Source organism: Pedobacter sp., from assembly GCF_965279535.1.
GTDB lineage: Bacteria > Bacteroidota > Bacteroidia > Sphingobacteriales > Sphingobacteriaceae > Pedobacter.
Genome location: NZ_OZ257244.1, coordinates 1,990,304 through 2,015,097, shown reverse-complemented (window position 1 = coordinate 2,015,097; position 24,794 = coordinate 1,990,304). Strand labels below are relative to the sequence as shown.

The window sequence follows — 24,794 nt, the reverse complement described above, 5'->3', positions numbered from 1 at the left end:
CATTAAGGCTTCAAATACAAAGGTTCATATTTAAAAATATGGACCTTTGTTGCGAAATGGTCCAAATGTTTTCAGTCGAAATAAGATTCATCAATCAAATAAATTTCTGAAGTCCCGCTGGTTCAATATCTAATTTGACTGGTTCGCAAACCAATCACCGGTTTTATATTTCAGGTATCAGAGTTGGGCAAGTCTTGCAATGACCGGACCGTATTGGCTAGGGATTCAGTACTCATGATATGCCAAGGTGTTCCAAATACATCTAGAATATCTGCTCCCCACGGATTACTACCAATTTAGAACCAATAATAATTGATCAATATTAAAAGGGATTATGAAATGCTTTAGCAGAAAATATGGCTCTAATATTGCTAAGGAAATCGAAACAAATATATAGTTGGATGTAATCAGGTCGGAATCACATTGGCCTATGGCAAACGATCATAAAAAGCTACAGAATTCAATAAATAACGAAGCAACTGCTGCAGGAAATGACATAACAGTTATACAAGATGAGGTTTAAATTAGCTGCCCTTATATCCCTGGCTATTCCTTTTGTACTATTGGTCATTATACTGATTGAAAAGCACGATCTGGAAAGGAGCCTGGTATTCAGAAGCGGAACATTAATCGAGTCCAGACGGATAAGTGCCGGGGCAAAATCAGATGTATTGTACAGGCACAGGTTAAAGTCATTCCAACCCTATTTAGAAGGCACTTTTTCTGGAATGGTGAGTTTTCTGGTCAGTAACAAAATCAAATCAATCTATCAGGATCCTCCTGAGGGAACCGTATCTAAAGACTTATACTGGTTAAATCCACGCTTAAAATCTGAGGCCGAGCGTAGGGCTTATTTTTATACCTTAAAAGATGCTATTGATCATCAAGCATCTATCCCCTATATCGGATTACGATTGGCTTCTGAAGGAGAAAGCAAGCTGTCTTATCAGGCAGAGGTACTTCGGTATGTATTGCAGGAACAGATTGGATTGTGGGTGCTTTTCGCAGTAATGATTATCAATATTTTGGTTTTTAGCACCGCATTGGTTAAATTTCAGGATAATAAGGTTTATGTGCGACTCTTTTTAATTGTTTTTATCTTTCATTTAATCCTGGTATTATATTAACTATGGAGCATCCTCAAACTTCTATCAGGTTCAGATTACCTGTAGCGATGGGGAGATCGCTTGGTGTCGCCTCAATCGTGTTTGCCGGTTATCTCATCAGTGTCGTTTGTGCATTTATTTTTCAAGAATGGATCGAAGAATTTATCGGCATTAATCCGGCTAAAATATCTGTTTTGGTTCTTTTAATTGTACTTTTTATTCCCTGGGCTCTGCTGGGTTGGTTATTATTGGTAAAGGCAACAAACTATGCAAAGCTAGACCTTTATGGCAGTTATCTTACCCTGAGCTCGGAGCATGACGAGCTGTTAAAGCGTTACAATGCAGAGCAAATTGCTGCCGTGCGATTCCAAAATGTTGCCTTTCATCTCGCCTTCAAAGACGGTTATCGTTTCAATTGTATCAACATGGGGATGGGGAGAGGCTATATCCAGGAGTTGGCGGCTTTTACACCACAGCTGATCACTTTTCTGGAAAAAAACAAGGTTCATTTTGAATACGGTCGCATTATATGATGCTTCATAAGTTTCCAATAGCTGTTGCTAAAATATCAGGCTGCTCCAGCGGTGATCTCTGCATCTTCCACCAATAGGTCCATGATTCTTACATTTAAAAATTTAGCTATGGTAAATAGTTGAGGAATCGAGGGTTGTCGCAAATTAGTACACCAGTTGGACACGGTTTGTGGTGTGGTTTTTAAATGTTCAGCTAGTACCTTACTCGACTTTTTTTTATCAACCAAAACACTCTTGATCCGGTTGTAATGTATCCTTTTGCTGTTCATTACAGCAAATGTAATAATTGATAAATTACTGATATAAAGGATCATTACACGTATATATTAATAAATATAACTAAAATTTATGATTAAACACTTATTTATTAATTAGTACACTTGAATATTAATTTTATATTTGTTTAATTATTTTTTTAATTAACTAACGTGTAGCCTGAATAAAAAAACTGATCGGATAAAAGTTCTTTAATGGGGAATTAATCGGATTAATGAATGGTAAGTGTACCAAACAGGCAATGGAGGAAATCAGCATCAGATTACCTTTTCATTAAAACCTTACCCTTAACTTCCATAAACAGTACATATCTTTAAAAAAGTTAAGCGATAGCTATAGAAGATGTCATTGAGATGGTGATGTTTTTTAATTGTCGTTTATTATTAACAAAACAATAATTTATTGCAAGCGGAAACGGAGTATGAACAGCTGCAAAGCCTGCTTGATAAAGAGCCATTTGGTTTACAAATGGTTATAAAGATCTTCATTTAAACAATGAGGTGATGACAGGGGGTGTGTGAATGTTTTCATGCACCCTTCATTTTTGGTAGGCCAGATTGGCATAACCAGATATGCGGCCACTGGCCCGGAAGGATGTTCAGCTGAAAGTAGTGTTTCATTAAAGGTACTTTTAGGGGGACTTGGATCTTAGCATTTTGTGAGCGGCTTACCGAAAGCATCAGAGCCCTGCTGTGGCTCAACTAGGTCACGGTAAATACCGGACCAGAATTTATGCGCTCATGGCCCGCGGAGAAGATACTCCGCGGGCAATTTTTTCACCATTCCCAGCCAGCTTCAAATGTTAAGTAATGAAGCATTTTGCAAGTCTTTATTATTTTTAAGTGCAATATTACTTATTTTAGCCTCAGCCTATTTGACCAGCTGCTAACCATGAAAATCATCTATCTCATTGCATTTTTCTGTACTTATTGGATGTGCTCATTCGCGCAAGCTGTTTCAGAAAACATCAGGGTAGAAAAGGATCTGGTTTATAAAGAAATAAATGGATGGCAAGGGAAGCTCGACCTTTACATCGCTGTATCCAAAGAAAAGAAGCCCCTGATCGTGTATATTCATGGTGGGGGATGGATCCATGGAAAAAAGGAGGCTGAGTATGATAAGTTCAGTGTTTTTCTGAAAAACGGCTTTGGTGTAGCCAATATTGAGTACAGACTTGCCGGCCAGGCGCCTGCCCCGGCAGCGATAGAGGATGTATATTGTGCCTTACAATACCTTGTTAGTCACGCCGATCAGTTCGGTATTGATAAAAAGAAGATTATTGTAATGGGTGGGTCAGCAGGCGCGCATCTGGCACTGATGTTGGGTTTGCAAAGTCCCGCTCCCGTTTTTACTGGCAATTGTAGTAAAGAAAAGATCAGCATAGCTGGAATTATAAGTAAATATGGCCCTACAGATTTACTCCATTGGGATTCGGTAAGTAAACCAGGTGGGATATTTGCTGCCTGGGCGGCCAGCCGCCAACAGGATACCACTTTTCTGAAGTCTTTGTCGCCCATCAATTATGTCTATTCTAAAAAAATCCCGGTTTTATTCATTCATGGAGATAAAGACAAGACAGTTCCGGTAGAACAGTCTATTGTCCTTTATGATAAGCTTAAAAGGAACGGCAATGCTGTTGAATTGTATATTGTTAAAGATGGGGGACATGGCAATTTTGGCAATGTACAAACACCATTAATGGATGAAAAGATGATCGCTTTTGTAATGAAGTGTGTAAATGGCAGTAAATTTAAACCATGAAAAAAGCAAGCCCTGAAAGTTACGCCAAAATAGTTGGAATCCTTACGGATGCTTTTGAGGTTAACCAAAGTGTTGATTTCATTCTTTCTGCCCATCGGAATACGCCCTGGCGAAGGGCTGCACTTATGCGCTATTCATTAGAAATTTGTCAGGATTTTGGAGAAGTCTGGCTTTCCGACGATGAAAAGGCATGCGCATTGATTTTGTATCCACAATTAAAGAAAACCACACTCAAATCTATCCTCCTGGACCTTAAACTCATTTTACACGCAATAGGTATTTTTGGAATTGGAAAGGCTTTAAGAAGGGAATCTATGATTAGGCTAAAAAGGTCTAAAGAACCCATGTGTTATCTGTGGTTTATTGGTGTTGATCCCAGGCATCAGGGAAAAGGGCTTGGCAGTGAGTTATTGCTGGAAGTAATTGCTCATGCAGAGGCAAAAGGGCTGCCCGTCTATTTAGAAACCTCCATGATTGATAATATTCCCTGGTATAAGCGATTTGGATTTAAGCTTTATGATGACCTGAGTCTGAATTATAAACTTTACTTTTTTAAGCGTGATGGAATGGATACTTTTGCGTAATTTCTGATAAACACGGATTTTCCTCCAAACTATTTAGATAGATTGGGGTTTAGAACAGAATCACATGATATCCTTTTTTAATTTTTACTTGTACTTAAATTTTATACTATGGCTTCAGGCTTCTTTGCGATTTTAGATGATATTGCTGCACTTATGGATGATGTAGCCGTGACCGCAAAACTGGCTACAAAGAAAACCGCAGGAATACTCGGAGATGATCTTGCGGTTAATGCAGAGAAGGCTACGGGATTTCTTTCTTCAAGAGAATTACCCGTTTTATGGGCCATTACCAAGGGATCATTTCTCAATAAACTCATTATTGTCCCCATTGCACTACTGCTCAGTGCTTTCTTTCCGATTGCTATTAAAGTAGTGCTGGTATTGGGTGGGCTTTACCTGGCTTATGAGGGGGCTGAAAAGATTGTTGAATACTTTTTCCCTCACCCTGTTAAAGAAACAGTGCCAGCTGTAGAAAAACTGGAGGATGAAGCTTCGATGGAGAAAACGAAGGTTCGTTCGGCAATAACCACCGATTTTATCCTTTCAGTCGAAATTGTCATCATCGCTCTTGGAACCGTTTTGGATAAAAGTCTTACGATTCAGATTGTTACCGTATCGTTGGTTGCGATACTTGCCACTGTGGGTGTATACGGTATTGTAGCGATTATTGTAAGAATGGACGATACGGGTTTTAAACTGATTAAGCGTTCAAATGGGAAGGGATTTTTTGCTTCGTTAGGAAACCTATTGGTTAAAGCCCTTCCTTTTATCATCAGAATATTAAGTGTAGTAGGAACAATTGCACTATTATTAGTTGCAGGGGGCATTTTTGTTCACAATATCGGATTTCTGCATCATCTTTTTCCAAGCATTCCGGCTATGATTACAGAATTTGGTGTTGGTTTGGTTGCGGGAATACTCGTAGTGGGCGTTGTGGTATTGTTTAAGTGGTTGATTTCACTGTTTAGAAAATGATATTATTCTTTGCCTTATCTGAAAACATATTGGCCGGTTAATAATTTTTCAATAAAACAATTGCTTCGTGGCAATTTTATTATCCTGATTTTTTGTTAAAACGTATATCAGGTTTACAGTTTTTCTGTGATGCACCAGGATACCAATAGCAAAATCATATTGTATTCCCGGTGTTCTAAATTTGAGAGTAGGGATGAACAGATTCGGACTCCAATAATGACCAATTATTACCCCCAGATAAATTAATTTCTACCCCTTTTTTCTTGCTCAATTTTTTCAAATTTGGATTAAGTAATTGATAGGATTACGAATAGCCAGGAATTAAAAGTTCGCTGATGGATAAATCTTATGGACAGATTTACATCCATTTATAAAAATACAAAAGGTTTGATTAGTTTGATAAGGTATTGCAGGTTGACGGATGTTACCAGCATTACTTTTCTATGCTGGCTAATATCAAAATGCCTTTTGCTTTTTCATCCCAAATTTCTACTTTAGAAACCAGCTCCCGTGCTAAAATTGGTATGTAGCCTTTAAATCAGGAAATTTTTTATTTTTATCGCTAAATCTGAATGAGAAACCTACTAACCAATCAAAAATTAGCTTTAAGGCTGATGCTGAACATCATTTTGGTGTTCTTGGTAAAAGCCTCCTTTGGGCAGCTTTCATTTGATCACCTATCTGTAAATAATGGTCTTTCTCAAAGTACCGTATTAAGCATTTGCAAGGATAGCCGTGGTTACATGTGGTTTGGAACCCGCGATTGCCTGAATAGATATGATGGAAAAGAAGTAAAGATTTATCGTACAGACCCCAATAATCCGAGTTCCATTAGTACCGAAGATTATATTTATGCGCTGGAGGAGGATCATGAGCAAAATCTGTGGATTGGTACGCAAAATGGCCTTAACCGCTATATTCCTGAAAAAGATGCTTTTGAAAGGGTCCGCTTTAACCCAAAGGATCCCAATGGACTGAGCAACAAAATTATTCTTTCTATCCATGCAGACAGCAAGGGGAAAATCTGGTTCGGTACCAATGATGGGCTGAGCGTATTGGATAATCCCAGAACGCGAAAGTTTAAAAGAATTTATCAAAAAGATGGGCTTGCCGGAAATTCGGTTTACACCATTTTTGAAGACAGTAAAGCGAATATCTGGGTGGGTACAACCACAGGATTAAGCAGGCTCACGTTTACAAATGGTAAAATTCACATCAGTTCTTTTTATCACAATGCCCAGGATGGCAGTAGCCTTAGCGGGAATTCAATCCGCAGCATTGCCGAAGATGGAAAGGGGAGGATATGGGTTGGTTCAGAATCTGAAGGTTTAAATCTTTTTATCCCCGAATCGGGTTCTTTCAGGCGCTTCAGGTATAACATATTGCGTACTGATGGCCTGAGCAATGACATTATACGCAAAATTACACCGGATGGAAAAGGCAACTTGTGGATAGCCACAATGAATGGTTTAAATATTCTGGATGTCGCTTCACTGCATTTTACAACTTTTAAACACGATTCTGATAACCGTAAAAGTTTGAGCGACAATTCTATCAAGGAGATTTATCAGGACAATCACGGCTCAGTATGGATCGGGACCATGTTTGGAGGAGTAAATGTTACCCATCGCAATACTATCCCCTTTACCGTACTTAAATACAGCAAATACAGCAACAGTATTAGCAGTGATATCAGCAGTGTTATTGAAGCTGATAATGCGCAGAACCTGTGGATTGGAACCGAAGGACAGGGGTTAAACTATTATAATGTAAAAACTGGTACATTTAAAAAGTATGTGAACGATCCCCGTGATCCGGGGAGTTTGAGTAACAATACGATTAAGGCGATTTTTAACGATAGCAAAGGAAGAATATGGGTAGGGCTTTATCAGGGTGGGCTGGAACTTTTTATTCCCTCAACCGGTAAATTTAAACACTATCCGCCAAGCCCAAAGGGTTTAACTCAGGGCTACGTAAGCAGTATCGCCGAAGACGATCGTGGAAGATTACTCTTAGGTACGTCATCAAAAGGCTTAAATATTTTCGATCCTGAGAAGGAAACTTTCGAGGTGGTTAGCGATAATCCAAATCAAGTCCTGAGGCTCAGCAGCAGTTATATCAGGTTCGCCTATCAGGACACGAAGAAAAATCTCTGGGTAGGAACGCCAAGAGGGTTGAATCTGCTTGCTCGGGGGGCAACTGGATTTAATGTCTTTTTTCAAAATGATCAACATCCTGATAGCCTTAGATCCAACCAGATTACTTGTATACTGGAAGATCATCAGGGCACAATCTGGATCGGCACAATGCGCGGCGGATTAAGCAGCTACCAGTCTCCTCAAAAATCTTTCATCACTTACACACGCAAAAACGGGCTGGCCAGTAATAATATTATCGATTTGTTAGAAGACAATGATGGTAACTTATGGATGAGCACAGATCGCGGACTGAGTAAATTTGATCGCAAACGCAAATCATTTAAAAATTACAATACCGGTGATGGTTTGCCCACTAACGAGTTTAATGTGAACTCCGCCTACAAGGATAGACAAGGCAAACTGTATTTCGGAAGTTACAACGGCCTGGTTGTATTTACCCCCAGAGAAATCAGAGAAAATGCCTATAAGCCCCAAACCGTTTTCTCTGAACTAAAGCTGTTTAATAAGCCTGTAACCATTGACGGACCCGATGGACTTTTAACACAGGATATCAGTTTCACCAAATCCATTACTTTTAGGGCCGATCAGAATATCTTTTCAATCGGATTTTTGGCACTTAACTACATTCAGCCACAGCGCAATCAGTACGCATATAAATTAGAAGGCTTTGAGAAAGACTGGAATTATGTTGATATTCCGGCTGCAACCTATACCAATCTTCCTTCAGGAAAATATAAGTTACTGGTAAAAGGAAGTAATAATGATGGTTTGTGGAACAATCGTCCTTCAGTGATGGAAATCAGGATACTACCTCCATGGTGGTTAACCTGGTGGGCCTACTTGTTATACTTCGTTGCCGGAAGCCTGGTATTATATTTTGTGCTTCGTTTTACCCGCAGGCAGCAAAAGCTGGAAACGGAGCTGTATTATGAGCACCTGAACAGTGAACGTCAGCAAGAGCTTTATCAGATGAAACTGGATTTCTTTACCCGTATATCGCACGAAATCCGTACACCATTAACGCTTATTTTCGCTCCGCTGGAGAAGGTAATCAGAATGACTGCTGAAAACGACACTGTTAATCATCAGTTGCAGCATATCAAGCGCAGTGCTGATAGGTTGCTCAGGCTGATTAGCGAGCTGCTGGATTTTAGAAAGATAGAGAGTGGAAATGCCAGTGTTATGGTGAGCCAGAATGATATTGTTCTACTTTGCAGGCAAATCTATCAATCTTACCTTGGCCTTGCCGAGATGAAACATATCGATTATCAATTCGAATGCGAAGAAGAGGCAGTAAATGTCTTTTATGATCCAGGCCAACTGGAAAAAGTATTTTATAACATCCTTTCCAATGCTTTTAAATTTACACCCGATCATGGAAAAATATCATTAAATGTTAAGCAGGAAGCTGGTAAAGCTGTTGTTACCATAACAGATACCGGCATTGGCATCCCAATAACTGTGCAGGATAAAATTTTTGCCAATTTCTTCCAGGTTAAATCTGGTGGTGTTCATACCGAGGGTTGGGGGATTGGATTGGCCCTGGCTAAAAATATTCTGGATTTACATAAAGGTGAAATTAGTGTTTACAGTAAGCAAGGTATTGATGGAGGATCTGGGCTTACGGTACTTAGGGTTAGTCTCCTGTTGGGTCAGGATCATTTTGAAGCCGAACAGGTTCTGAAGGATTTTGGAGGAGAGCGGATAGCCAGATCTCTGGCTATAGAAACACAGCTACCTGCTAAAACCTTCCTTATGGAGAACGATTTTGAAAAAAAGCATACGGTTTTGGTGGTAGAAGATAATGATGAGCTCCGTGATTTTATTGTTCAATCGCTGCATCAAACTTATTATGTTCTGGAAAGTGAAAACGGATTAAAGGGTTTGGCGGTAGCTATGGAGCATGTTCCTGATATTGTAGTGAGCGATGTAACCATGCCGGAGTTAAACGGTTTTGAGCTTTGCCAGCGGTTAAAACAGGAGGAAACCACCAGCCATATCCCGGTAATTATGCTCACCGCCATGGCCTCACAACTGCATCAGGTTGACGGACTTGAAGCCGGAGCAGATGTATACATTACCAAACCATTCAGCATCCAGGTACTGGAACTCAGCATTAGAAACCTTTTGCAGGGGCGTGAAGAGCTCAAACAAAAATACATCAGGCAAATTATGCTCCATCCACGTAAACTGGAAAGCATTTCTCCAGATGAGAAGTTTTTAAACAAGCTGATGCAGCTAATCGAAGATCATATGGAAGATCCGGATTTCAATGTGGGAAGTCTCGTAGATCATATCGGCATGAGCCAAACGGTACTCTATAAAAAGATCAAAGCGCTAACCGGGCTAACCATCTCTGATTTTATAAAATCTCAACGCCTGAAAAGAGCAGCACAACTACTCGATGACAGGCAGCTCAATATTGCTGAAGTAGCTTATGCTGTAGGATTTAGTGACCGGAAGTATTTTAGCAAGGAGTTTAGAAAGCAATTTGGCTTTTCACCTTCAGAATATCAGCAAAAACAGATTAATCCCCCTTTTTAAACCAATCTTTCACCCTTTTTATATCGGTTAAATTGAATATTTGAACTCCTGATTGAAACAGGTGAACACAAAGATTGAATATGCAAAATTATATTAAAAGTCGATCTTCTGACTGCTCCGGATTAATTACCGCTATGCTGGTTATGATGTTTTTGATGTCGGGCAAATCGCTCATTGCACAGCAAACAGCTAAAACCAATGTAATCGTTATTGTAAGCGATGATGCCGGATATGCTGATTTTGGTTGTTATGGTGGAAAGGAAATTCCCACGCCCCATATCGATGCTATTGCCGAAGGAGGTGTCCGGTTTACCGACGCCTATGTTTCAGCCTCAGTTTGTGCACCTTCAAGGGCTGGTCTGCTAACAGGTCGCTATCAGCAGCGTTTTGGTTTCGAACATAATACTTCTACTCAAGTTTCAACCGGATATACCCTGGCCGATGTGGGCATGGACGTAAAAGAGCAAACCATTGGCAATGAGATGAAAGCCAATGGCTACCGAACAATCGCCATTGGCAAATGGCATCAGGGCGATGAACCCCATCATTTTCCTTTAAACAGGGGGTTTGATGAATTTTATGGTTTTACTGGCGGACAAAGAGATTTTTTTGCCTATAAAACGAAACCTAAGCGGGAAAATGTGCTGTATGATAATCGTGAAGCGGTTCCTGAAGATAAAGTTACTTATCTCACCGATATGCTTACCGACCGGGCTACCCGCTTTATTCAGGAGAATAAAGAAAAGCCCTTTTTTATGTATCTCGCTTACAATGCCGTGCACACCCCTATGAACGCAAAGCAGGATTTAATGACCCTTTATGCCCATATTCCCGATAGTGGCCGCAGAGCTTATGCAGCCATGATGACTTCACTAGATGATAATGTAGGCAAATTAATAAGCAGTTTGAAGCAACTCGGGCTTGATAAAAATACGCTTATTGTTTTTATTAACGATAATGGCGGTGCAACGACCAATTCATCTGACAATGGAGTATTGAGGGGCATGAAGGGCGCTAAATGGGAGGGTGGAATCCGTGTGGCGATGATGATGAACTGGCCAGAACATATTTCGCCAGGCTTTGTTTACCGCCATCCGGTAAGTGCTTTAGATATCTTACCAACAGCTCTTTCAGCCATCAACGGAAGCCAAAAGGGATTGCTCCCTTTAGATGGTTTAAATTTAATTCCTTATTTGAAAGCAGGGAATAACAAAGCACCTCATGAAGTATTATTTTGGCGCCGTGGCGTTGCTGCGGCAATGCGCAAAGGAAATTGGAAGCTCATTCGCGTTATAGAAAACCAGGTACAGCATGTGCTGTTATTCGATCTGGAAAAAGACCTGTCCGAAACAACTGATCTGTCGGACAAATACCCCAGGATAGTTAGAGAAATGTTGAGAAGTCTTAGTCAATGGGAGAAAAACCTGGATAAACCACACTGGGGCAGCACTTACGGGGGAAAGAACCAAATCATGAAACACCGGATGGAAACCAAAGGACGGGCCATGGAAAGACTGTATCCATAAATAATCAAATAACCTATACCATTAACCCAATAACCCATGAAGAAATTACTGTTTTCCATTCTCTTTTTTATCTCGATAGGTGGGCCACTAAGCATTCAGGCACAGCTAAACGAAACCACAAAAGTGATCATGGATAGAGTTAAGAAAGACCTTAAAAAGCCTGTTAAATTTGTTGATCGGGCAGCTGAGGTTAATATTAAAACAATACAAGCTAATGGAAGCTGGAGTGACATTCCTTATCAGGATAAAGAGATCACAAACTGGAAGCCAAATCGTCATTTGCTTAAGCTGGAAAGTTTGATCCAGGCTTATATAACACCCGAAAGTGGGTACTTTGAACAGTCCAAGTTATTTGAACAGATCTCCTCAGCGTTTCAGTATTGGTATGAAAGTGATCCCAAAAGCAGTAACTGGTGGCACAATGAAATTGCTACCCCGCAAGCGCTGGGCGAAATGCTGATTATGATGCGCTATGGAAAACAACCATTGGATGCTAAACTCGAACAGCGCTTAATTGAAAGGATGAAGCGTGGCGACATTGCCAAACAAACCGGAGCCAATAAAACCGATGTGGCACTACACTACTTTTACAGGGGGCTACTGACTGATGATCAGGAATTAATTCGTTTTTCTACCGCACAGCTCTTCGAACCTATTCAGTTGGTATACCGTAAAGAAGGTCTTCAGTATGATTATTCCTATCTTCAACATGGCCCACAGCTTCAGATTTCCAGTTATGGCTCGGTTTTTATAACCGGTGTATTAAAACTGGCCAATTATGTAAGGGGAACAGCATATGCTCTGCCAGTAGAAAAACTGGAAATGTTTTCAAAATATTATCGTGAAACTTACCTCCGGGCCATTAGGGGAAGTTACATCGATTTTAATGTGGAAGGACGTGGAGTAAGCAGGCCGGATATACTGGATAAACGCGGGGAAAGAAACAGGTTACTGGTAGCACAGTTGCTGGATTTTGAGCATACAAAGGACTGGAATGCTGCCATAGCCCGTACAGAAGGCAAGCAAGCGGCAGATTACCAGGTTGCTGCATATCACCGGCAATTCTGGAATGCCGACTACGTGCAACACGGCAGAAGCAGTTATAATTTTAATGTTCGCATGGTGAGTAAACGGACCAGGCGAAGTGAATCGGGTAATACCGAAAACCTTTTGGGAAGATACCTTTCTGATGGGGCAACCAATATTCAGGTACGTGGCCCAGAATACTTTAACATTATGCCCGTTTGGGAATGGGATAAAATTCCGGGTGTAACCAGCAGGGATTATATTACAGATCGGCCGATGACGCAGTTTTGGGGCGAGCAAGGCCGCAATGAGTTTGCAGGTGGTGTATCAGCCGATGGGTATGGCGCGAGCGGGTATATGTTAGATTACGATAGCTTACAGGCAAAGAAGTCCTGGTTCTTTTTTGATCAGGAAGTAGTTTGTTTGGGGGCAGGGATAAAGAGTGATGCCAACGAACCAGTTACCACTACTGTAAACCAATGCTGGCTAAATGGAAATGTGACCAGCTCTAATAGTTTATCCGTAGTTAAAGGTACTCGGGCAGAGATCAAAGCAAGTAAAAACAGTTGGTTTTTGCATGATGGAGTAGGTTATTATTTTCCAGAAACCAGTGATATTACACTCAGTACCGAAATCCAGAAAGGTAACTGGTATCACATAAATAATGCTCATACCAGGGATGAAGTTTCGGGTAATGTATTTAAACTTTGGATCAATCATGGGGCTAAGCCACAAAATACCAAATACAGCTACATCATTTTACCGGGCCTAAAAAATGCAACGGAACTGAAAAAGCTTAAACCGGCAGAGCTGCAGATTGTGGCGAACACCGAACAGATACAGGCAGTTTACCACCATTCGCTCGATATGTTGCAGGCCATCTTTTATCAGGCTGGAACGATCATGCTGGAAGGCATGAAAATTACCAGCGATAAACCCTGCGCACTGATGGTTCAACAGCTAAAGGGAAAGCAGGTTTGCCATATTGCCGACCCAGGACAACAGGCGTCTAAAATGACGATCGAACTGGAAGATACCAAAACAGGAAAAATCAGGCGCTTAAATGCGGAACTTCCTCAGGGAGCACTTGCTGGTTCTACACTCACACTAAAATAATTTTTATAAAATAATTGGTTAATTCTGCCTGTAAGGGCAATGTTAACCAATTATTACCCTTATATAAATTAATCTGTACCCCTCTTTTAAGCCACTTGCCTCGCAAATTTGAGGGAAGTAATCCATAGCGCGATTACAGGAAAACCAAATTAAACAAACTAAAATATGAGAAAGATTTACCTTCTTTTAATGTGCATGATCTGTGCTATGAGTGCCTTTTCTCAAACCCGAAGGGTAGAAGGAAAAGTTACCGAACAGGGCTCGGGGTCGCCACTGGTGGGTGTGAGTGTACTGGTAAAGGGCACAAAAACCGGTGCCACTACCGATCAGGATGGTCACTATGTTATTCAGGTTTCATCCAAAGCTGCCAGCACACTGGTATTTACCTACATCGGTTATGTACAAAGAGAAATCGTGGTTGGAGATAAAGGTATAATCAACCTTTCACTGGCTTCAGATGATAAGCTGCTTAATGATGTGGTGGTGATTGGTTATGGTACAAGCAAAAAGGCTGATCTGGTCAGTTCAATTGCTCAGGTAGACATGAACGATATGACTAAGGCACCGGTAAGATCAATCGATGAATCACTTGCGGGCCGTGTGGCCGGGGTGCAGGTTAACTCTTCAGATGGCCAGCCCGGATCCTCAGTAAATATTGTGATCAGGGGCGCAAATTCCATTACTCAAAATAATAGTCCGCTGTATGTGGTAGATGGATTTCCCATTGAAGGCTTTAACCTGAATGTTTTTGATCCCCAGGAAGTAGAATCTATTGATGTATTAAAAGATGCTTCGGCAACTGCTATTTATGGCGCCAGGGGTGCAAATGGGGTCATTATGATTACAACAAAGAAGGGTAAAACTGGGGCGCCGGTAATCTCTTTCAGCCCCACAGTAAGTTTCGATAACAACATCAAAACAATGGATTTGATGAACACCTACGAATTTGCCAGGATGCAGCTGGAACTTGTTCCGGGGGCACAGGGTTCTGCAAGCGATCCGACTCCAATTTACACTTTACTTACCAGACCGGGTAAAACCCTCGAAGACTACAGGAATGTGCCGGCAACTGACTGGCAATCACCTTTTTTTCAAACCGGGCTCAGACAAGATTATTCACTGGCATTGCGGGGAGGATCAGATAAAACAGTTTATGCCATTTCCGGAAACCTGAACGACCAAAAAGGTACAGTAATCAATACTGCCTATAAACGGTACCAGGGCAGGATAACCTTAGATCAGACTTTAAGCAACAAAATAAAAGTGGGAATTAATGCGAATTATGCATACTTGCTACGTTCAGGAAATTCGGCTGCACAAGGAACCGGCGGGAGCGGAACGACTAATATTTTGTATAGCGTTTGGGGATATAGCCCTTTAAGTGAGCTCACGGAAGACGAAGCAATTGATGAAACGACATCAAGCGGTACCGATTACAAGTTTAATCCCATCATGAACCAAAAAAACTTAGTTCGAAACAATAAAACACATAACTTAAATGTAAGCGGGTATCTTGATTATGCCATCACAAATAACTTAAGGCTGAAAATAACAGGGGGAATTAACAATACAAGGGTAATAAGTGAAGAGTTTAACAACTCTAAAACCTATCCCGGAAGCCCAAATACCACTCCAGGACGAACCAGCGGCGTGAATGGATCTGTACTGCAATCCAATACCAATAACTGGTCTAATGAAAACACACTAACCTGGACCAAAACCATTAACCAAAACCATAACCTGAATATTTTAGCAGGATTTTCTGCCCAGGGCAATACCAGCAATGCTTTTGGTTTTGGTGCTACCTTTCTGCCGAATGAAAAATTAGGTATTTCTGGACTTAATGAGGGGATTTTAAACCCAGTTACTACAGCAATCAGTTCCCTCTGGACATTGTCTTCGTTTTATGGCAGGGCCAAATATAACTTCAAATCCAAATACTATTTAGAAGTCTCGTACCGCGCAGACGGTTCTTCTAAATTTGCAGAAGGCAATAAATGGAGTTACTTTCCTTCATTAGGAGGTTCATGGCGTTTTATTAAAGAAGATTTTCTGAAAAACAATAAGATATTATCAGATGGAAAACTCCGCCTCAGCTATGGAAAAACCGGAAATAACCGGGTGAACGATTTTGCCTATTTATCTTCCAATGATGTAGTGCCCGGCAACTCTTATCCCTGGAACAATAGTTATGTGACCAGCATTATCCCTACCTCGCTTGGTAACCCCAAAGTAAAATGGGAAACCACTGACCAATATGATGCAGGTGTTGATCTCGGCTTCCTGAAAAACAGGATTTCAATGACTATTGATGTTTACAAGAAGAATACCAAAGATCTTTTGCTCAGGGCCACCCTGCCTACTTCATCGGGCTACACCACAGCGTTTAAAAATGTAGGCGCAGTAGCCAACCGCGGGCTCGAAATTACTTTAAGCACGATCAATATCAACCGCAAAGATTTTCAATGGAACAGCAGTTTTAACATTTCCTTTAACAGAAATAAAGTGCTGGCCCTTGCAGAAGATCAGCAAACCTTACTTTCTACCACTAACTGGGATAATGCCTATACAAATATTCCTTCCTACATAGCAAAAATTGCTGAACCTTTAGGTTTAATGTATGGGTTTATATGGGAAGGAGTATACCAATACAGTGATTTCAACCGAAGCTCAACTGGTGAATATTTGTTAAAGGACAATGTACCTGCCAATGGCAGCGCCCGCCAGAATATCCAGCCTGGTGATATCAAATACAAAGATATTAACGGCGATGGTAATGTAAATGCATCAGACTATGCTGTAATCGGAAATAGTTTGCCCTTGCATACGGGTGGATTTACCAATAATTTCACTTATAAGCAGTTTGACCTGAATATTTTCTTTCAATGGTCATATGGTAATGACATCCAAAATATGAATCGTCATGTTTTTGAAGGCAATGCACTGGGAAAAAGGTTCCTGCAGCAATATGAAAGCTATACAGACCGTTGGTCGCCAGATAACCAGGCTTCCTCCAACTACCGTACAGGTGGATTCTCTGTGGCAGGTTATTCCTCAAGAACAATAGAAGATGGCTCATTTCTTCGCCTGAAAACAGTCTCATTGGGTTACAATATTCCAAAGACCCTATTGGATAAACTGAAGATCAAAACTGCACGTATATTCCTGTCGGGACAAAACCTGTACACCTGGACAAAATACACAGGATTAGATCCGGAGGTGAGTACCTACAATTCTGTACTTACAGGCGGGTTTGATTATAGCGCCTACCCGAGAGCAAGAACTGTAGCTTTTGGAGCCAATGTTACTTTTTAATCTATAGGGCATTAAGAGAAGGAAATTCACAGCAATTCAACTGACATGAAAAAGATATTATATTTATTATTGCTCATCACTACAGGCTTATTCTCCTGTAAAAAGTTTCTGGCCACAGTGCCTACTGATAATTTACTGCCTGAAGAATATTATGATTCGGAAGCTAAACTGTTAAATGCGCTGGCAGGGGTGTATTATCCTTTGGAAACAGCCTCCATGTACGGTAATTTTTTAAACAGCGACTACAATGTGTCAGACGAGGCATTCTATCAGCGAAGTGCCCAAACCACAGGTGTTCCGGCTTACAATTTCGATTATGCCGATGCCAGTGTTGGCGGGTTGTGGCAGCAATGCTATATCGGTATCGAAAGGGCCAATATGCTTATAGCAAACATCAACAAAGCAAATATTACTGAGGCTAAACGTTCACCGATCTTAGGAGAGGCACTCTTTCTCCGGGGTTACTATTATTTCCTTTTAGCAAGTAATTTTGGCGATGTTCCCCTTAAAACTGAACCGACAAAATCACCTTCAGCCGAAGATGTTCAGCTTCCCCGTACACCTTTAAAGCAGGTTTATGCGCAAATTCTTGCTGATATGACCAGAGCAGAGGGTTTAACCTCAAGAATTACTGATCTGGGCTTTAGTGGCCGTGTAAGTAAAACTACAGTAGAAGGCATACTGGCCAGGGTTTGTTTAACAATGGCCGGGGCACCACTTAAAGACGAAGCTAAATACGCCGATGCCAGGGCATGGGCTTTAAAAGTAAAAGAATCAGGTGAACATCGTTTAAATCCGAGCTATAAGCAACTTTTTGTAAACATGCATCAGGATTTATACGACATCAAAGACAGCATGTGGGAGGTTGAATTTAAGGGCAATGGCGCTGACGGATTGGGATCTAATGGAAGAGTTGGTAGCTTAGGTGGAATCCAAATGCAGGTAGCCACGGGAATAGGTCTTAAAATTGGATATAGCTATGGCTTCTTACATACCACGGCAAAACTCTTCAATCTTTTTCAACCCGGAGATTTGAGAAGGGACTGGAATCTGGCGCCTTTCAATTATATTGCTACCTATCCTGATCGGTTTTACTACAATTATTACACTGCAGCACAAATTTATAACCGCGATGCCGCTAAGTTTAGGAGGGAAGCCTATGTGCTGGACAACAAGAATCAAAATACTACACCCATCAATTATCCTTTACTCAGGTATTCGGACGTATTGCTAATGCTGGCCGAAGCAGAAAATCACCTTAACGGACCTACTGCGATTGCTTATGATGCAATTAATCAGGTGCGCAGAAGGGGTTTTGGTTTAGATCCGGCTACAACAGGAGCCTCTGTGAGTGTTGTTAATGGTGTTACACTGGCTACGGCCGGCAATACAGGCTATTTATTAACCATCAACAATATTCCTGTAACCCTATCCGGTGGGGGAGGTTCAGGTGCAACAGCTGAGGCAACAGTATCTACCAGTACAGGAAAGGTTATTGCCATTTCCATTACCAATCCAGGCAAGGGATATACCTCGGCACCCACGGTAACCATCGGAACTGCCTGGGTATCTAATACTGATTATGCTCTTAATAGCCAGGTGTTTAGTGGGAATAATGTATATACGGTTACTACCGCCGGGCGATCTACCACAACCGCTCCGGTTCAAACCTCAGGGGCTTCGTCAGCCGCTGTAACGGGCGCTGTATTTACCTATGCAGGCCTTCGTGCAACTGCCACAGCTACTATTGCTACCGCTGTAGTTGATTTAAGTGGGTTAAGTCAGGCCAGTTTTCAACAAGCTATTGAAGATGAACGTTCCAGAGAATTATGCTTTGAAGCATTGAGGAGACCCGATCTGATCAGGTGGGGAAAATGGGTAGAAACGATGAATACTATTGGCGCTGATATCAGGGCTAACGCAGGGGCAACTTTCTCATATGGTGGTCTTGCAGGTTCTAATGTGCTTCCTAAACATGTATTGTTTCCGATTCCTGCTGCAGAAATTACTGTAAATAAACAGGCAACACAAAATCCAGGGTGGTAATTATCAAATAGAAAGAAATATGAAATTTTTAAATATGATGGCTCTTGCCAGTCTGTTTTTGCTAACAGCCTGCGACAAAAAAATTGAGCAAAGAGATGTTGTTTTTGAGGTATTTAGTGCCAAAACAAACGGACAGCCCAGTACAGCTTTTAAAACAACAGATACCATTATTTATCAGCTTAGCGGAAATGCTGACGTGGTAACCTTTTATTCAGGTGCCATCGGACAGCGCTATGCGTTCAGAAACAGAACAACTGCGATGGGCATTCCTCAGCTGCAGTTTAATTCCTTAAGAGCTAATGGAGCACAAGCCAGTTCAATTCAGTTGCTCATCTCTACTGATTTTAAAGGCGTAGTTGCCAAATCTCAAACTTTAACCGGGGTAATTACCAGAGATACAGCCGCTACCAATGCCAATATTGCTGCTGCAAATTGGACAGATATCTCTTCCCGCGCAACCTGGTCAACAGGAAGTACTACTGCTACTCCTTCTGGTATTATTGATCTGTCGGATTTTGCCAAACAGGAGAAGCCAGTATTTATAGCTTTTAAATATAAAGCTGTTGCTGGGAGCATTCAGAATAAATGGACAATCAGCGGTTTTTCTTTGAGTAACCTACTGGAAGACAATACCGTTTACACACAGGCTAATTTCGCTGCCTCAAACCAATCTATCAGTAACTATGGGGTTAATACACCCGGTTTGGGCTGGTTAACCACATTAGATGAATCTCTGAACGCCAATAAGTATGCCTGGGTGTATACATCAGGGGTGGGCACTGCGGGTTCGCTGGTTATTACCGGCGCCACCACTGCAGCTACAGCTACCGCTCCGGCAGAAGCTTGTGCAATAATAGGCCCTGTTAATTTGCGAAAAGTAAGCCCCGATGCCGGAGTAGGTATTAAAGAAATCACCGCTAAGATGCAAAGGTATACAGCCTCAGCAGTTTATCCGCCAGGCAGTTATTCGCCAACTTTTGTGGCTTCGAACAATACTGTAGATGGAACCCGGGAGGTTGTGAAATCCCTGCCCATAACCATTACGGCGCCCTAATGACTGGAAGTTGCCTGAACCTGTTTGCCGATCTTAGAAAATTGTTAGCCTAATTCTTTTCCTAAAACAACGTCGTATTTGGCTCTTTAAAATGAACATTTAATCTTTCTGACACTTATCAACATCATATATCAATGAAAACTACGCTGTTTAATCCTAAAAAATCAGTTTTTTTTAGTCTGATTGGACTTACTGCGCTGATTACAACCACGGCATTTTTATGTCGGTCCGCAAAAGAAGAACTGATTGCGAAAGACTTTACCCGTGCTGAAAAACAGTATAAATTAATGCTTAAAACTTCCACTGACCTTAATCAGTTTCCACGTACCACCAAAAAAGATGGTAGCATAAAGGGAACCGATGTTTGGGATTGGACCGGAGGCTTTTTTCCGGGAGGATTGTGGTACATTTATGAGTATACCCAAAAACCTGAATGGAAAGCCGCAGCTACCAAATGGACTGAAGCACTGGCACAAGGACAATTCTTAACTCAGCATCATGATGTAGGATTTGTAATGTACTGCTCTTACGGAAATGCAATGCGCCTGGAGAAAGATCCCGGGAAACTGGCCAAATACCGTAAGATTTTAATTCAATCAGCTGAATCTGCGCTAACCCGCTTCGACCCAAAAGTTGGACTCATCAAATCCTGGCAGGCAAAAAAATCATGGGACAATAAAACCACCTGGCAATATCCGGTCATTATTGATAACATGATGAATCTGGAAATGCTGTGCTATGTTTCTAAAATTACCGGCAATCCAAAGTATAGGGATGTAGCGGTAAGTCATGCACTTAATACCATAAAGAATCACTTTCGGGCAGATTACAGCACCTATCATGTAGTAGATTACGCTCCAGGTGGGGTTGCGCTGCACCAACAAACCAATCAGGGTTATTCAGATAATTCAACCTGGTCCCGAGGGCAGGGATGGGCTATATATGGATTCACCATGATGTACAGGGAAACGAAAGACAAACGTTTTCTAGATGCAGCAGAAAAAGCAGCAGATTTTTACCTCAACCATCCTAATCTGCCAGCAGACAAAATTCCGTATTGGGATTTTAATGTTGGCCAAAACAGCTATAAGCCCGATTGGGATTACAATTCCCGTAAGCTTTCCTACGTTCCGCGTGACGCCTCTGCCGGCGCGTTGGTGAGTTCGGCATTATTGGAACTGAGTACATTTTCCCTTCAGGGCAAAAGATATTTCCAGTCTGCAGAGCAAATGCTTGAATCATTATCAGGAGATGGCTATTTAGCCCAAACAGGTACTAATTCTGGATTTATCTTAAAACACAGTGTAGGTAGCTTTCCACACAATTCAGAAATTGATGTTCCATTGATTTATGCAGATTACTACTTTTTAGAGGCGTTGTTGCGCTATCAAAAACTGAAAGGATAAGTTCCAACTATGTAGATCTTAAAATAAAGCATATGACTTTGGTATCGGAAAATATACTTATTGAAGCTGATTTTCTAGTGGATAGGGCTTTTGATTTTGAAAGGAAGGAATTTGTAGCCTTAGCAGCATTGGCCAGAAAGGGCTTGATTAAGGTGTATATAACTAATACTGCCAATGCAGAAATCATAAACCGGATTGCCGAGAAGTCGAAACTGGCGCTGAGTAATCTTAATTTAAGTGAATCAGGGCTGCTCATGCATATCCCTAAGTTTCGTCATTTGGTTAGCGCTTTTGATAAAACAGCGGTTACACAGCATTTTATGAAGGCATTTGATCGGTTTAAAACAGAATGCCTGGTAACGCTTATTTCTGAAGAGCAGGCTAGCAGTTTGATTTTTCCGGTAACAGCACCAGGTACAGCAGATCTTGCCCAATTAATGGACCAGATCATCCGGCAGGAAGAATGTTTTCAGAAACAGCTGATTTTAGCCGATCTGTTTATTGCAGATAAAAATGCAGATATTGAGCAGTTTGTTTGTCACCAATTATATAACAGCGGATATTTAATCCACTCAACTGAACTTGAGGTAGAGATAGTAGATGTACATATTCTGGCGGCTACGATGCGAAGTAAAAAAATCTTGCTGCTCGGGCAAGATCGCTTTATCTATCGCATAGAATTTGCTGTAAATGCACTTTTTGGCTTCATGCCCCTCCATTGTAGCCAAACAGATGCTGGTAAATCAGAAGTAGTATACCAAAGCCACGACCTCCATAAAGCCATTTTTATAGAAATACAGGGTAAAGACTTGCCTGCTCAGCATTTTAAAATATCTGCAGATATACCCGATGAAATTGAAGTGGTTTTTGAGGAAGGAGAGTATATCGATTGGTCTGTTAAAAGAAAACCATGAGCTGATTTTAAGCACTACTTTTTGCCAGATCATCTCCATGGCCTTCCAACCTTGGGCTGGGAGAAATACTAAAATTAAATATAAGTTTTACGTAAGGCTCATTTGCATCATCGCGTGTCTTTTTTAAGAGCAATAAAAACCATTATAGTATTCAGATTGGGTTTGGTTAAAACTGAAACCCGGCAACCAGATGAACCGGTACCGGGCTTCAGTAAAGCTGTCTTTAGTAATTTCCCGATTGATTAATCCCGGCTTTAAGGCTTAGTATCCCATAATCATTGTTATAAACTCCGCCATTTGCCGCATTAAAATTAGCGACGTTGATGTTGTTGCCCGCAAAACTGATTGTTCCATTGGGTACGATGTTTCCCTCTATTCTAAAGGAATATTCGGTACCGGTTGTATTATCCCTGTAATAACCAATGCCATGATAAATATCGTTCACATTGGTATCAATGTTAATGTTATTGTTTAAAACAGTAACGTTGTTTAGGTAAGGATACGCAGGGGTGTTGCTGTACTCGTAAAGCAATATCCCTGAATTGTTAAAGGTATTTCCGGATATAGTTACATTTTGTCCGTTTCTCGCTTTTACAGCTCCACCGCTACCATTTGCAGGCCATCCCGAAATGGTATTCCCGCTAATGGTTAATCCATTAAAGCTATGCGCATAGATGCCATGATCGGTTTGATCTAAATCGGCATTTAATGTAGTATTTCTGTTAATAATGTTGCTGTTAATTAAGCTGTTACTTTCACTGTTGTCGTTTATTGCGGTTACAAAATATCCGGTAGTACCCCCATTACCAAAACTGCAATTTAAGATCCTGCTGTTCGTGGTACTTTTTAACCATATCCCCCTTCCGCTGTTGTTTACCCTTCTGGCAAACGTACAGGTATTCACCAGGGTCGAATCTGTATCCGTGAATTGAAGGTAGGCATCTGAATAATAGGTTTCATTGGTGCCAGCCTTTCTTGTGCCGTAATCAAAAATGCAATATTTAAAAGTAACCTTAGCGGCATTGGCAATCACAAACCTATAGTTCCAAAAAGTGATGCCTGAAAAGACGCAGTTGCTCAGTTCTGTATTGTAGCTGGCAGAGAGCAAATCTGTAGTGGTTGCTGTAGCATTGAAAACAGGGTTCACGCTGTTTTTTTTCGCCAGAACAATACCAGCTTTCATTACTATTTTTCCGGTTATAGTATAGGTGCCTGCTTCTACCCACACCGTATCTCCAGCCGTAGCTGCCGCAATTACCTGATTAATTTGCGCAAGGCTCATGCCCGTTTCGATTGTCAAATTACTAACACTGCTCACTTGTGCCTCCATTTTTAATGCTGATTTCGCATCAAAAGTGCTGCTTTCTTTTTTACAGGAAAGAATAGATAAACTTAATGCCGAAATTAAAAATAACATTGTTTTTTTCATTGGATTAAAATTTAGTGGTTTATAAATGATTAATTGGTTAGCTGTTTATTGATGAAGACGGTAATTCTGTTTGCTCAATGATTACCCTAATTTCAACAGAAATAGATTTGGTGGCGGGGCATCCATTGGTTTTATTGGGGTAGAAAATCAATTTCTGCAAAAATCTTATCTGTTTTCCGGCGCACAAAAGGAATGGTCTGAGAAAGCTCTCCGGGATTCATGGGGTGAGTGCTAAATAATTTTAACTTTGGATATGAGCACAGATTTTGAATATAATTTCACTAGCGCCACTGGAAAGAAATCAATATTTGTCGAAAGCATTGGTATGTTCGGTAATTTCTCTGGTTCAGATAAAGAAATTATTATACTCCCTGATGGCAGAATAGATCTGTTTTTTGTGCAGGCGGAGCAAGGTAGTTTTGAGGTGATACTGATGGGGCTAGAAAGCGGGCCCAAGCACAGGGTCATCACGGCAGGAATGTATGCTTATGCGGTAAGCTTTACCCCACTTGGTTTAGAATATATATTGCAGTTAAGCATTGCAGATATGCTGAACTCAGCGCGAAACCTTCCTCATAATTTTTGGGACATGAAGGCTGAGAACTTCCAAAATATTGAAATCTTTCAAGGCTATGTGAACCAGAAGCTGAATGAACTTATCCCTGAAAAAATCGATCAGAGAAAACAAAAGTTATTTGAGTTGATCTATAGCAGTAAAGGAGAAATGGGGGTGGCGGAACTCTCCAATAAGGTGGGATGGAGCAGCAGACAGATCAACAGATATTTTAATGCACTACTTGGCGTTCCGCTGAAAACCTATTGTGAGATACTACGCTTCCGATCTTCACTGGAACATGTTGCCTTAGGCAAGCTTTTTCCCGAGCTTGATTTTACCGATCAAAGCCATTTTATCAAGAAAATTAAGAAATATGCAGGTGCGCTACCGAAAGAGTTATCCAGGAATCAAAACGACCGATTTGTACTATTATCGGTGCTTAAGGGGGGCTAATTTTGAATCATTAAA

General features: G+C 41.0%; 16 protein-coding genes. 14 read left to right on the top strand and 2 right to left on the bottom strand.

Annotation, left to right across the window (positions count from 1 at the left end):
• The first annotated feature begins 512 nt into the window (after window positions 1–512).
• Complete coding sequence (locus tag ACQY77_RS07995) at window positions 513–1,127, top strand: hypothetical protein (RefSeq protein ID WP_421938502.1); 615 nt, start codon at window positions 513–515, stop codon at window positions 1,125–1,127.
• Window positions 1,128–1,129: 2 nt separating this feature from the next.
• Complete coding sequence (locus ACQY77_RS07990) at window positions 1,130–1,639, top strand: hypothetical protein (protein ID WP_421938503.1); 510 nt, start codon at window positions 1,130–1,132, stop codon at window positions 1,637–1,639.
• A 35-nt stretch (window positions 1,640–1,674) separates the two neighbouring features.
• Here the strand turns inward: ACQY77_RS07990 and ACQY77_RS07985 are convergent, their stop codons facing one another.
• Window positions 1,675–1,908 carry a helix-turn-helix transcriptional regulator gene (locus tag ACQY77_RS07985; protein ID WP_428430126.1) on the bottom strand — a complete coding sequence of 78 codons (234 nt, stop codon included), beginning with the start codon at window positions 1,906–1,908 and terminating at the stop codon, window positions 1,675–1,677.
• 898 nt (window positions 1,909–2,806) lie between these two features.
• Here ACQY77_RS07985 and ACQY77_RS07980 point away from each other — a divergent pair.
• From ACQY77_RS07980 to ACQY77_RS07930, 11 genes are all read left to right on the top strand, one after another.
• Entirely contained in the window at window positions 2,807–3,676 is an 870-nt protein-coding gene (locus ACQY77_RS07980; RefSeq protein WP_421938505.1) for an alpha/beta fold hydrolase, read from the top strand.
• Window positions 3,673–4,260 (top strand): GNAT family N-acetyltransferase, encoded by a 588-nt coding sequence (locus tag ACQY77_RS07975; RefSeq protein ID WP_421938506.1) that lies wholly within the window; start codon window positions 3,673–3,675, stop codon window positions 4,258–4,260. Before ACQY77_RS07980 ends, ACQY77_RS07975 begins: the two co-directional genes overlap by 4 nt.
• A gap of 108 nt (window positions 4,261–4,368) precedes the next feature.
• On the top strand, window positions 4,369–5,235 hold the full coding sequence (locus ACQY77_RS07970) for a DUF808 domain-containing protein (RefSeq protein WP_421938507.1): 867 nt from the start codon (window positions 4,369–4,371) through the stop codon (window positions 5,233–5,235).
• Window positions 5,236–5,807: 572 nt separating this feature from the next.
• A complete protein-coding gene (locus ACQY77_RS07965) occupies window positions 5,808–9,938 on the top strand; it encodes a two-component regulator propeller domain-containing protein (RefSeq protein ID WP_421938508.1) in 4,131 nt (1,376 codons plus the stop codon).
• An 80-nt stretch (window positions 9,939–10,018) separates the two neighbouring features.
• Window positions 10,019–11,464 (top strand): sulfatase, encoded by a 1,446-nt coding sequence (locus tag ACQY77_RS07960; RefSeq protein WP_421938509.1) that lies wholly within the window; start codon window positions 10,019–10,021, stop codon window positions 11,462–11,464.
• A gap of 36 nt (window positions 11,465–11,500) precedes the next feature.
• A complete protein-coding gene (gene cslA, locus ACQY77_RS07955; protein WP_421938510.1) occupies window positions 11,501–13,606 on the top strand; it encodes a chondroitinase-AC in 2,106 nt (701 codons plus the stop codon).
• Between the two features lie 165 nt (window positions 13,607–13,771).
• Window positions 13,772–16,921: a SusC/RagA family TonB-linked outer membrane protein gene (locus ACQY77_RS07950; protein WP_421938511.1), complete on the top strand. Its 3,150-nt coding sequence runs from the start codon at window positions 13,772–13,774 to the stop codon at window positions 16,919–16,921.
• A 45-nt stretch (window positions 16,922–16,966) separates the two neighbouring features.
• Window positions 16,967–18,967 (top strand): RagB/SusD family nutrient uptake outer membrane protein, encoded by a 2,001-nt coding sequence (locus tag ACQY77_RS07945; protein WP_421938512.1) that lies wholly within the window; start codon window positions 16,967–16,969, stop codon window positions 18,965–18,967.
• 19 nt (window positions 18,968–18,986) lie between these two features.
• Window positions 18,987–20,021, top strand: a complete 1,035-nt coding sequence (locus ACQY77_RS07940; RefSeq protein WP_421938513.1) for a DUF5017 domain-containing protein — start codon at window positions 18,987–18,989, stop codon at window positions 20,019–20,021.
• A gap of 134 nt (window positions 20,022–20,155) precedes the next feature.
• Window positions 20,156–21,427, top strand: a complete 1,272-nt coding sequence (locus tag ACQY77_RS07935; protein ID WP_421938514.1) for a glycoside hydrolase family 88 protein — start codon at window positions 20,156–20,158, stop codon at window positions 21,425–21,427.
• Between the two features lie 32 nt (window positions 21,428–21,459).
• Window positions 21,460–22,341 carry a hypothetical protein gene (locus tag ACQY77_RS07930; RefSeq protein ID WP_421938515.1) on the top strand — a complete coding sequence of 294 codons (882 nt, stop codon included), beginning with the start codon at window positions 21,460–21,462 and terminating at the stop codon, window positions 22,339–22,341.
• Between the two features lie 223 nt (window positions 22,342–22,564).
• On the opposite strand, the gene ACQY77_RS07925 is transcribed toward ACQY77_RS07930, so the two are convergent.
• Window positions 22,565–23,770, bottom strand: a complete 1,206-nt coding sequence (locus tag ACQY77_RS07925) for a right-handed parallel beta-helix repeat-containing protein (protein WP_421938516.1) — start codon at window positions 23,768–23,770, stop codon at window positions 22,565–22,567.
• 253 nt (window positions 23,771–24,023) lie between these two features.
• Between ACQY77_RS07925 and ACQY77_RS07920 the strand changes: the two genes are divergently transcribed.
• Complete coding sequence (locus ACQY77_RS07920) at window positions 24,024–24,779, top strand: helix-turn-helix domain-containing protein (protein ID WP_421938517.1); 756 nt, start codon at window positions 24,024–24,026, stop codon at window positions 24,777–24,779.
• Window positions 24,780–24,794 lie beyond the last annotated feature (15 nt).

Coding starts and splice junctions, on each gene's coding strand:
- ACQY77_RS07995 (WP_421938502.1), top strand. CDS start 513: ATGAGGTTTAAATTAGCTGCCCTTATATCCCTGGCTATTCCTTTTGTA.
- ACQY77_RS07990 (WP_421938503.1), top strand. CDS start 1,130: ATGGAGCATCCTCAAACTTCTATCAGGTTCAGATTACCTGTAGCGATG.
- ACQY77_RS07985 (WP_428430126.1), bottom strand. CDS start 1,908: ATGAACAGCAAAAGGATACATTACAACCGGATCAAGAGTGTTTTGGTT.
- ACQY77_RS07980 (WP_421938505.1), top strand. CDS start 2,807: ATGAAAATCATCTATCTCATTGCATTTTTCTGTACTTATTGGATGTGC.
- ACQY77_RS07975 (WP_421938506.1), top strand. CDS start 3,673: ATGAAAAAAGCAAGCCCTGAAAGTTACGCCAAAATAGTTGGAATCCTT.
- ACQY77_RS07970 (WP_421938507.1), top strand. CDS start 4,369: ATGGCTTCAGGCTTCTTTGCGATTTTAGATGATATTGCTGCACTTATG.
- ACQY77_RS07965 (WP_421938508.1), top strand. CDS start 5,808: ATGAGAAACCTACTAACCAATCAAAAATTAGCTTTAAGGCTGATGCTG.
- ACQY77_RS07960 (WP_421938509.1), top strand. CDS start 10,019: ATGCAAAATTATATTAAAAGTCGATCTTCTGACTGCTCCGGATTAATT.
- cslA (WP_421938510.1), top strand. CDS start 11,501: ATGAAGAAATTACTGTTTTCCATTCTCTTTTTTATCTCGATAGGTGGG.
- ACQY77_RS07950 (WP_421938511.1), top strand. CDS start 13,772: ATGAGAAAGATTTACCTTCTTTTAATGTGCATGATCTGTGCTATGAGT.
- ACQY77_RS07945 (WP_421938512.1), top strand. CDS start 16,967: ATGAAAAAGATATTATATTTATTATTGCTCATCACTACAGGCTTATTC.
- ACQY77_RS07940 (WP_421938513.1), top strand. CDS start 18,987: ATGAAATTTTTAAATATGATGGCTCTTGCCAGTCTGTTTTTGCTAACA.
- ACQY77_RS07935 (WP_421938514.1), top strand. CDS start 20,156: ATGAAAACTACGCTGTTTAATCCTAAAAAATCAGTTTTTTTTAGTCTG.
- ACQY77_RS07930 (WP_421938515.1), top strand. CDS start 21,460: ATGACTTTGGTATCGGAAAATATACTTATTGAAGCTGATTTTCTAGTG.
- ACQY77_RS07925 (WP_421938516.1), bottom strand. CDS start 23,770: ATGAAAAAAACAATGTTATTTTTAATTTCGGCATTAAGTTTATCTATT.
- ACQY77_RS07920 (WP_421938517.1), top strand. CDS start 24,024: ATGAGCACAGATTTTGAATATAATTTCACTAGCGCCACTGGAAAGAAA.